Source organism: Phyllobacterium sp., assembly GCF_037994425.1.
Taxonomy (GTDB): Bacteria; Pseudomonadota; Alphaproteobacteria; order Rhizobiales; family Rhizobiaceae; genus Phyllobacterium.
This window is the reverse complement of the sequence record NZ_JBBNAM010000355.1, coordinates 1-8662: the sequence shown is the minus strand read 5'-3', so window position 1 is coordinate 8662 and position 8662 is coordinate 1. Positions and strand designations below refer to the sequence as shown.

Sequence of the window (8662 nt, the reverse complement as noted above, 5' to 3'; positions counted from 1 at the left end):
TCCGTTCACACCATCAGTGTGAGGGACGACCGCCGTCTTACCAAGCAAACCGCGAGCGCAGCGCGCCGCTCAAAATCGCCGTAGTGAAGTGAGCAGTTGGCCTGGCAGCCCGTTACCCCATCTAGAGCTGGTCGTTATAGGGGCGCTTGGTCTCGCCAACCATCTTGGCCAAGTGAGAAAACGACCAGGGCGTATCGGCGCCCGAATTGTTTGCCAGTTGCAGCAGGCGGATCGGGAAGCAAACTGCATCGCGATTGGCCGGGGAGAGCTGCTCGACAGCCCGGTCGTCACCGACGGCGACGGCTTCGACCTTCCGCAGGGCCGTGTCGATTTCGGCGGCGGTCAACAGCCCCTTGGCAACGAGGATCCGGTTGACGGCTGCGATGGCTAGGCAAAGACCTTCCAGCTGAAGATTTGCGGTGTTCATCTTCATTCCTTTCCTGGCGCAACTGACGATACGTCGATCATAGTAGCGCGGATTGCAGCCCGACGTAACACGGGATCATTCGCGCCGGGAGAGGGTCTTTCTGAAAGAATTGACGCTTGGTGCAACCGACTTCATTGTGCCGGAATGATTAGCGGTGTGCTCCTCGATATTGCCGGTGTCCTATATGATGGCAACGTGCCTGTGCCAGGCGCCACCGAGGCAGTGGAGCGCTTGCGTCAATCTGAACTTTCCCTCCGCTTTGTCAGCAATACGACCCGCTCGAGCAAGGCATCGGTTGTCGCCCAGCTTGGCCGGCTTGGCTTTCCGGTTGCCGCTAGCGAGCTTTTTACGCCCGCCCAAGCGGCATTGAGCTGGTTGGAAGATCACAAGCGTACGCCGCATCTTCTGGTCCACCCGGACCTTGAACCTGATTTTGCCGGCGTCGAACAGCGGAAAGGCAAGGCAGTCATCGTCGGCGATGCGGGTGAGACATTCGACTATCGCAGACTTAACCGGGCCTTTCGCGCCTTGATGGAGGGCGCGGAGTTTCTCGCGCTTGCTCCCAATAGGACTTTCAAAGACGCGGACGAAAAACTCAGCCTCGATGCGGGCCCATTTGTTGCGGCACTGGAATTCGGGAGCCAGCGAAAGGCAACCGTGCTCGGCAAACCCTCAAAAGCATTCTTTGATGCGGCGCTCACAAGCATGAATTGCCCGGGCGCCGAGGCCGTTATGGTCGGGGATGATGCGGAGGCCGACATCGCCGGCGCGCTCAAGGCAGGGCTTGGGCACGCCTTGCTCGTTCGTACTGGCAAATACCGCCAAGGCGACGAAAAGCGCTTCAAGCCGCGCCCGACAGCTGTCGTCGAAGATATTGGCGCTGCAGTTGACTGGATCGCTAGGAAAAGATCCTAAGGTCCCGATCGCTATCGAAGCCCTTCGATGTATTTGACGTGAAACCGCGCATATCCGGACTCGGTCTCCTTCAGATGCGCCTCGATCAGCGCGTGGAATTCCGGCAGCTGATGGAAAGGCACGCCCGGATAGGAATGGTGCTCGGCATGGTACGGCATGTTCCAGGCGAGTTTGCGAACGAGCCATGTGGTTGTCATCGTCCTGCTGTTCTCCAGCATATTGGCAACGAAGGCGCAACGCCCATGCTCAGCGAGAAGATAGAGGCGCAGGAACGGCTGTCCAAGTATTGCCGGAATGACCCAAATGAAAAGCAGCACCGCAGACTGGAGATAGACCGAAAGCGCGGCAAGTGTCGCATAGGCGAAAATCATGATCTGCGCCTCGTGCCGCACCTTGTCCTTTCCCTTGGGTGGAACGTAGGGATCATCGCAACGACCCATAGCGTTCCTCGCAAGGGTTTTCATCTGGCCCAACCAGACGGGGATTCCGGAAAGGTGTACCACGTAATCTCTCAACGTCTCCGGCTTTGGCGTGGCGAGTTCGGGATCGTTATCGGGATCCTGGGTGAAACGGTGATGAGCGAAGTGAAAATAGCGGAACCAGTCGGCCGGAAGCACGATAACGAAGCCGGATATACGCGCGACAATATCGTTGAGCCATTGTGTCTTGAATGGGGTGCGGTGAACGGCTTCGTGCAGAAGCGTGAACAGGAATACGATGAGTATCCCCTGCGGTAACATCAGCAATGGCCAGAAGGGTACCCGCGCGGCAATCAACAGCCCCAATACGGCAATCGCGCTCCAATGCAAGCCAAGCTGCAGCAAGCCGGCCCGATCCGACTTGGCGGTGAGGCGGTCACGCTGCTCCTGGGTCAGCGAGGCGATAATGGTGCGATGGTCCATGTCAGGCCTGCTCATTGACATCAACGTCGTGATGTTACGCATGCACAGAACAGTTTAAAGCCAGTAATTCGGCATTCTCATGTCGTATTCGTAAACACGAGAACGCGCAACGGCGCACCCACTCGCCGCCGAGCGCCCAGGGTTGGCCTGTCAGCCTTGCCGCCGCAGGAACGGCATCACCGAAGTGCTGGTGTCATGCATTGCGGCTGCTGCGCCTTCGACTGCTGCTGCGTCGTCCTGGTCGATGCCTGTGGCGACGACCGATACGCGAAACACGCCTTCGAGTGCGTCGTCGAAGGTTGCGCCAAGGATGATATTGGCCTCGTCATCGACCTCTTCGCGAATGCGCGAGGCCGCGACATCAACTTCGAAGAGCGTCATGTCGCGACCGCCCGAGATGGACACGAGTACACCCTTCGCACCTTTCATCGAGGCGACATCGAGTAACGGGTTGGCGATCGCGGCTTCTGCGGCGGTCTTGGCGCGCTCTTCACCGGTGGCTTCACCGGTGCCCATCATGGCGCGGCCCATGTCACGCATGACGGAACGCACGTCGGCAAAATCGAGGTTGATCAGCCCTTCTCGCACCATCAGGTCGGTGATGCAGGCGACGCCGGAATAAAGCACCCTATCGGCCATCGCAAAGGCGTCGGCGAAGGTCGTCGAGGCATTCGCCACGCGGAAAAGGTTCTGGTTGGGTATGACGATGACCGTGTCGGCGCTGGCACGAAGCTCCTTCAAGCCATCTTCCGCCATTCGCATGCGGCGCGTGCCTTCGAACGTGAAGGGCTTGGTGACGACCGCGACCGTCAGGATGCCCGCGGCGCGGGCGGCTCGAGCAATGACCGGCGCCGCACCCGTTCCGGTGCCGCCGCCCATGCCGGCTGTAACAAAGCACATATGGGTGCCGGACAGGTAATCCATAATCTCGTCAATGCATTCCTCGGCTGCCGCGCGGCCGATTTCCGGAGCGGACCCGGCGCCGAGGCCCTGGGTGACGTGGGCCCCGAGTTGGATCAGGCGTTCGGCCTTGGACATGGTCAGGGCCTGCGCGTCCGTATTCGCAACGATGAAGTCCGTGCCCTCGAGCTTTTCGCGGATCATGTTGTTGACCGCGTTGCCACCACCTCCGCCGACACCGAAAACGGTGATGTTGGGTTTCATCTCGGAAATTTCCGGCTTTCTGAGGTTGATGGACATTCTGGTTCCTTCGTGTGCTGATCTGCCCGCCGCATGTCAAATCGCGGCTTTCAATTCCGGCAGGGGGCGAATCAAAAATCGTGCTCCGGAACATACGCAAAGAATCAGACGCAGCAATTCTGCGCAACCCCAAGGCACTTGTTATCGGGGTTGCGCAGCGTCATTCAGCGTGAAAACGGGAGGATTGCGCGCAGGCGCGGATCACGCAGGTAAAGGCCGCCCCAGAGGATGAGGCCAAGATAGACGCCGAAAAGCAGATGGCTGAAGAGTGGGTTGCCCACCCGCACCTGTGTTGCAATTGCTCCGCCCATATAGCCGGTGAGGAGGATCGCGCCGAGGACTGAGGTTTGCGGTAGCGCGTATAGTATCGTGCACACCAGCCCGAGTATGCCGAGCCCGCGCGCAAAGCCGACACTCGCTGGAAGCCCGAGTTCGCTGGAAGTTTGAAGGACGACATCGAGCGGGACAAGCTTGATGCCGCTGTCAAAGAGCATGAAGATGATAATAAGGCCGCTCATGATGCGACCGGCCCATAGGGCCGTGTTGGATACAGGAGCGGTTTCTAAAATTGTTTGCATGGTATTCGCCTCGCAGGTTGTGTTTCCCGCTAAGGACGTTGTCGGAGGTTCGCCTCCGACAAGCATGCAAAAATATTCTACCTAAGCTATTTGGCTGCCGGAGTTACGCGCCAAACCGTGTTGCCGACATCATCGGCAACGAGAAGCGCGCCCTTGTTGTCGACCGCAACGCCGACGGGTCGTCCCATGGCCCTGTCCTGCGCATTGATGAAGCCGGTAAGAACGTCTTGCGGGGCCCCATGCGGCTTTCCGTCTTTGAAGGGCACGAAAATCACCTTGTAGCCGCTGCGCGGCTTGCGGTTCCACGAGCCGTGCTGGCCGATGAAGGCGCCGCCTTTATATTCGGGACCGAGAAGGGACGCCATGTAGAAAGTCAGGCCTAGCGATGCCGTGTGGGCACCAAGCGCATAGTCTGGCTTGATCGCGCGGCTGACGAGATCGGGCTGCTGCGGCTTCACCCGCGTGTCGACATGTTGGCCGAAATAGCTGTACGGCCAGCCATAGAAGGCGCCGTCCTTCACCGATGTCATGTAGTCCGGCACGAGATCATTGCCGAGCTCGTCACGTTCGTTGACCACGACCCAGAGCCTGCCGTCATCGGGGTTCCAGGAGAGGCCGTTAGGGTTGCGTAGTCCCGAAGCGAAGAGTCGGGTCTTGCGGCTCGCTAGGTCGACCTCGAGGACCGCAGCCCGATTCTGTTCCGCTTCGATGCCGTTTTCACCGACATTGCTGTTGGAGCCGACGGTGGCGTAGAGTTTTTTGCCGTCGGGACTAGCGATCACGTCCTTGGTCCAGTGGTGATTAATTGGTCCGCCCGGCAGGTCGACGATTTTTTCAGGCTCCACATGGATTGTGGTTTCTCCGTTCCTATAGGGGAATGCAACGATGGCATCCGTATTGGCGATGTAGAGCTTGCCGCCCGAAAGCGTCATGCCGAAGGGCGAATTCAAGCCTTCAAGAAACGTTTCCTTGGTATCGGCTATGCCATCCTGGTTGGTGTCGCGCAGAAGGACGATGCGGTTCGGGGTTTCCACACCAGCGCCGGCCCGTTTCATGAACCAACCCATGATCCATTTCTTCAGACTGAAGCCTTCATCATGCTGTTGGGGCGCATTGGTCTCGGCAACAAGCACGTCGCCGTTCGGAAGGACGTGCAGCCAGCGCGGGTGATCGAGACCCCGGGCAAAAGGAGTGACCTTCAGTCCCGGTGCGGCCAGCGGCGCCTCACCTTCTGACCAAGGCTCAGTCTTGGCTACGTTGACGGTCGGAACCAACGACATGTCCGGCTCGGGCAGCGCGGGATCGGGACCGTAGCCAACCTCATATCTAGCCGGCGTCTGCGCGAAAGATGTGCTTCCGGCAATGCCTGCGACAAGAAACCCAACCACTACACGTCTTGCCTGTTTCATGGACGTATCCTGTTGGAAAATGGGCTGCCGCGAAGCAAGCCTAGCACATTAACGCACGAGGAGCTTTTGGGTTCAGGCAGGATTTTTGGGCCTCGGCGGCCGGCAGAAGACCAAGTCACTTGTCGAGAATGAAGGCACGAAATGTTCGATCGAGATCGAGCTAATCGCTGTTTACGGTGACGTCTTGCGATCAGATTCTCGTTGATGCCTTGGCCATCTCGGCTATCCTTGCTTGAACTTCCCGAGGAACCAGGCATTTTTTTGCGCGTTAAGGCTGCCATGGACAGGTACGTCACCGAAGGTGAGACACCGGATGCGAACTCGCTGACCGAGTTGAAAGCGGAAGCCGAGCATTGCCGGCGTTGCGATCTCTACAAGCATGCGACTCAGATGGTCTTCGGGCACGGACCTTCGCGGGCCAGGATCGTTCTCGTTGGCGAACAGCCCGGCGACAAGGAGGATCTGGCAGGCAAGCCGTTCGTCGGGCGGGCAGGCATGGTGCTTGACGAATGTCTGGCGCAAGCCGATGTCGATCGCGACCAATGCTACGTGACGAATGCGGTCAAGCACTTCAAGTTCGAGCAGCGCGGCAAGCGAAGGCTCCACTCCAAGCCTAATGCCGGCGAAATCGAAGCGTGTTCCTGGTGGCTCAACAACGAGTTGCGGCTCATCAATCCAAAAATTGTCGTGGCACTCGGCGGCACGGCGGCAGCGGCCCTCCTTGGCAGTTCTATCCGCGTCATGCGCGATCGTGGCAAGGTCATTCAATCCACATTGTTTCCGCCGGTCCTCGTTACCATTCACCCTTCCTACATTTTGAGAATACGCGATCGGGTCGATGCCGAGGCCGAGAAAAGGGCCTTCGTGAGGGACCTTTCCGCAATCGGCGCACTTGCCACCTGATACAACTATTTGTTCCGATCAGCCTGGATTCGGGATACTGATAAGCTCTCATCCCCGCGACTGATTCAGGTGAGCATGAAATCCTCGAAGCCAGCAGACGCAATTATCGACAATCTTCTGTCACTCCAGGCAGACAGCCTTGCCTTGGTCGCCGTCTATGACGAAGACGATATGCTCCGCTATGCCAATGGCAGCTTTCGCGTCGCCTATCACCTCGCCCCCGGCGAGGAATTGAGCTGGGGCGACATTATGCGGCGCAACTACCATGCCGGCGTCGGCACCGTATTGAAAACGACGGATTTCGAAGAGTGGCTTCGCTCCACCCAGTCGCGGCGCGGCAAGACGGCGTTTCGGTCATTCGAAACTGATCTGAATGATGGGCGCTGGCTCTGGATGACGGAGACCGTCCAGTCAAACGGCTGGATGTTGTGCATCGCCAGCGATATCACTCCGCTGCGCGCTGATGACCGGTGGTTGCGACAGGATCGCGATCTTGCCCTGCGCGCCTCACAGACCGACGAGCTGACTGGCATCGCCAACCGCCGTTTCATCATGGCAAGGCTCGAGGCGCTGGTGAGCAAACCAGCGCCGGACGGAGTCGACATCGGGTGCATCGCCGTTCTCGATATTGATTATTTCAAATCGATCAACGACCGCTACGGGCACCAATTCGGCGACGTGGTTCTTCTCGATTTCGCCCGGCACGGACACTCATTTGTCAGACGTCTCGACTGTTTCGGCAGGATTGGCGGCGAGGAGTTCATGTTCATTCTGCCGGACACCAATCTCGAAAACGGCATCGCTATCCTGGAGAGAGTGTTCGCGAAGATTCGCACGTCGCGGCCGCTCCCGGCATATCCGGAGTTTTCCTATACATGCTCGGCGGGCATGACGGCACTGAAGCCTGGCGACAGCGCGCAGGAAGCTTTTGCCCGAGCCGACAAAGGGCTTTATCGGGCAAAGCTCGAGGGCAGAGACCGCATCGTCGCCAACTAACGTGGCGGCGAATGGTTACCTTTCGTCCGGAGAGCCGAAAATTGCCGCTGTCGCCCAGGCGCGCTCGAGACGATCCAGCGTTTCGAAGGCGATCTCCATCCGGCGCATATTCTCTGGGTCGCCGGCCACCAAGTGGTGATATTTCTCCGTGATCTCCGTCAGATCGGCGCACAGCTCCTGCGCCTTCTTCGTCAGACGCACGCGGATAGTGCGCCGGTCGCGCGGAAGGGGAATGCGTTCGATGTAGCCGCACTCGCCGAGTTGCTTGAGATAGTAGGAAAGGTTCGTACCACCATACGGCCCGCGGTCCATGAGCTGGCCGACCGAAAGCTCGTCATTGCCGATTGTCAGTAGCAGCATCGCATGGGCGGGGCCGATCTCGCGCACACCGAGCCGGGTCATCTCAGCTTGCAGGAATGTGGCGAAGCGGCGATTGGCACGCTCGAGCGTCCGTCCCAATTCAAAGTGAGTGATAACCGTGGTATGCGAAGACGTACGCTTGCGGCGCGGCGTTTCCACCACGTCGAGTTCGTCCATACCCTCCTTGATAGGGTCGGCTTCGACGAGATTGTGCAGCAAATGCGAAATCATTAAGCGCTCCTGAAATCAGTGTGCCACCGGGGAAAAAGGTATTTTCGCACGTGCGAAGGGGGAATTACGCGACGCACAATACCAGAAAAGAGCCGGGACTAGAAGGCATAATTAATACTAAAGGACTAGTTGATGTGGCATTTGCCCTCTGCGACCCTCGGGTCGGGAGGAATGAATATAGTTGGCAAACTGGTTGAACGTTCTGCGGGAGAAGAACGAATTGGCCACGGTATTGGGAAAGAAAATTCCCAAGATGCTGGCGCACGAGGCACTATCGCTCGAACAGGTGACCGAGCTCTACAAATTTCTTGAAAGTCACGCGCGCGGCATGGAGGAAATCCGCGCTGAGATGGAAGGCGAAGACCTGCCCGAATCCTACTATCAGGTGGCCGAAGACCTCGACCTCGTTTTCACCGACCTCGCGGCAACAGCGGCGGAGCGGCTCCGCGACATGCGTACAGGACCATCTGACCCTTGCACAGGATGACGAACGATGCTGGATTGAATGCGAGTTCACCAGTGCAGGATAATCGCATGAAACATCCGGATATCAGGACAACGCCGCTGCCTACGGGCGAAAGTGTTCCTGTCCTAGCATTACAGTTGCATATTTATCTGTAGTCTGAATCTATGGGTCTCCATGATTCGGAGGTCATGGATGACAGGTGCATCAATCGAGACGACGCTTGAACTTTGGGCATCATCGCTGCGTGACGTGAAAGCCCGTATGCGCGGACTGTT

Annotated in this window: 9 protein-coding genes and 1 pseudogene; 4 read left to right on the top strand and 6 right to left on the bottom strand. The window is 58.2% G+C overall.

The window, feature by feature from the left end; all coding sequences use genetic code 11:
* Nucleotides 1-121 precede the first annotated feature (121 nt).
* Entirely contained in the window at nt 122-427 is a 306-nt protein-coding gene (locus tag AAAB35_RS23665) for a hypothetical protein (protein WP_340670731.1), read from the bottom strand.
* A 144-nt stretch (nt 428-571) separates the two neighbouring features.
* Here AAAB35_RS23665 and AAAB35_RS23660 point away from each other — a divergent pair, with 144 nt between their 5' ends.
* Nucleotides 572-1342: a TIGR01458 family HAD-type hydrolase gene (locus AAAB35_RS23660; RefSeq protein WP_340670730.1), complete on the top strand. Its 771-nt coding sequence runs from the start codon at nt 572-574 to the stop codon at nt 1340-1342.
* 11 nt (nt 1343-1353) lie between these two features.
* On the opposite strand, the gene AAAB35_RS23655 is transcribed toward AAAB35_RS23660, so the two are convergent.
* The 4 genes and pseudogenes from AAAB35_RS23655 to AAAB35_RS23640 form a co-directional block, all read right to left on the bottom strand.
* A complete protein-coding gene (locus AAAB35_RS23655; protein WP_340670729.1) occupies nt 1354-2244 on the bottom strand; it encodes a fatty acid desaturase family protein in 891 nt (296 codons plus the stop codon).
* A gap of 216 nt (nt 2245-2460) precedes the next feature.
* Nucleotides 2461-3444: pseudogene (gene ftsZ / locus AAAB35_RS23650) on the bottom strand (cell division protein FtsZ); the annotation flags it as partial.
* 164 nt (nt 3445-3608) lie between these two features.
* Entirely contained in the window at nt 3609-4022 is a 414-nt protein-coding gene (locus tag AAAB35_RS23645; protein ID WP_340670728.1) for a DoxX family protein, read from the bottom strand.
* 86 nt (nt 4023-4108) lie between these two features.
* On the bottom strand, nt 4109-5431 hold the full coding sequence (locus AAAB35_RS23640; RefSeq protein WP_340670727.1) for a sorbosone dehydrogenase family protein: 1323 nt from the start codon (nt 5429-5431) through the stop codon (nt 4109-4111).
* A 279-nt stretch (nt 5432-5710) separates the two neighbouring features.
* On the opposite strand from AAAB35_RS23640, the gene AAAB35_RS23635 reads away from it, so the two are divergent.
* Complete coding sequence (locus AAAB35_RS23635; RefSeq protein ID WP_340670725.1) at nt 5711-6334, top strand: UdgX family uracil-DNA binding protein; 624 nt, start codon at nt 5711-5713, stop codon at nt 6332-6334.
* Between the two features lie 75 nt (nt 6335-6409).
* Complete coding sequence (locus AAAB35_RS23630; protein ID WP_340670724.1) at nt 6410-7330, top strand: GGDEF domain-containing protein; 921 nt, start codon at nt 6410-6412, stop codon at nt 7328-7330.
* A gap of 15 nt (nt 7331-7345) precedes the next feature.
* Here the strand turns inward: AAAB35_RS23630 and AAAB35_RS23625 are convergent, their stop codons facing one another.
* Nucleotides 7346-7921, bottom strand: a complete 576-nt coding sequence (locus tag AAAB35_RS23625; protein ID WP_340670723.1) for a winged helix DNA-binding protein — start codon at nt 7919-7921, stop codon at nt 7346-7348.
* 181 nt (nt 7922-8102) lie between these two features.
* Between AAAB35_RS23625 and AAAB35_RS23620 the strand changes: the two genes are divergently transcribed.
* On the top strand, nt 8103-8408 hold the full coding sequence (locus AAAB35_RS23620; RefSeq protein WP_340670722.1) for a hypothetical protein: 306 nt from the start codon (nt 8103-8105) through the stop codon (nt 8406-8408).
* Nucleotides 8409-8662: the final 254 nt, after the last annotated feature.

Bases quoted from the DNA above. Each gene is read 5' to 3' on its own strand.
- AAAB35_RS23665 (WP_340670731.1), bottom strand. From the start codon at position 427: ATGAACACCGCAAATCTTCAGCTGGAAGGTCTTTGCCTAGCCATCGCA.
- AAAB35_RS23660 (WP_340670730.1), top strand. From the start codon at position 572: ATGATTAGCGGTGTGCTCCTCGATATTGCCGGTGTCCTATATGATGGC.
- AAAB35_RS23655 (WP_340670729.1), bottom strand. From the start codon at position 2,244: ATGGACCATCGCACCATTATCGCCTCGCTGACCCAGGAGCAGCGTGAC.
- AAAB35_RS23645 (WP_340670728.1), bottom strand. From the start codon at position 4,022: ATGCAAACAATTTTAGAAACCGCTCCTGTATCCAACACGGCCCTATGG.
- AAAB35_RS23640 (WP_340670727.1), bottom strand. From the start codon at position 5,431: ATGAAACAGGCAAGACGTGTAGTGGTTGGGTTTCTTGTCGCAGGCATT.
- AAAB35_RS23635 (WP_340670725.1), top strand. From the start codon at position 5,711: ATGGACAGGTACGTCACCGAAGGTGAGACACCGGATGCGAACTCGCTG.
- AAAB35_RS23630 (WP_340670724.1), top strand. From the start codon at position 6,410: ATGAAATCCTCGAAGCCAGCAGACGCAATTATCGACAATCTTCTGTCA.
- AAAB35_RS23625 (WP_340670723.1), bottom strand. From the start codon at position 7,921: ATGATTTCGCATTTGCTGCACAATCTCGTCGAAGCCGACCCTATCAAG.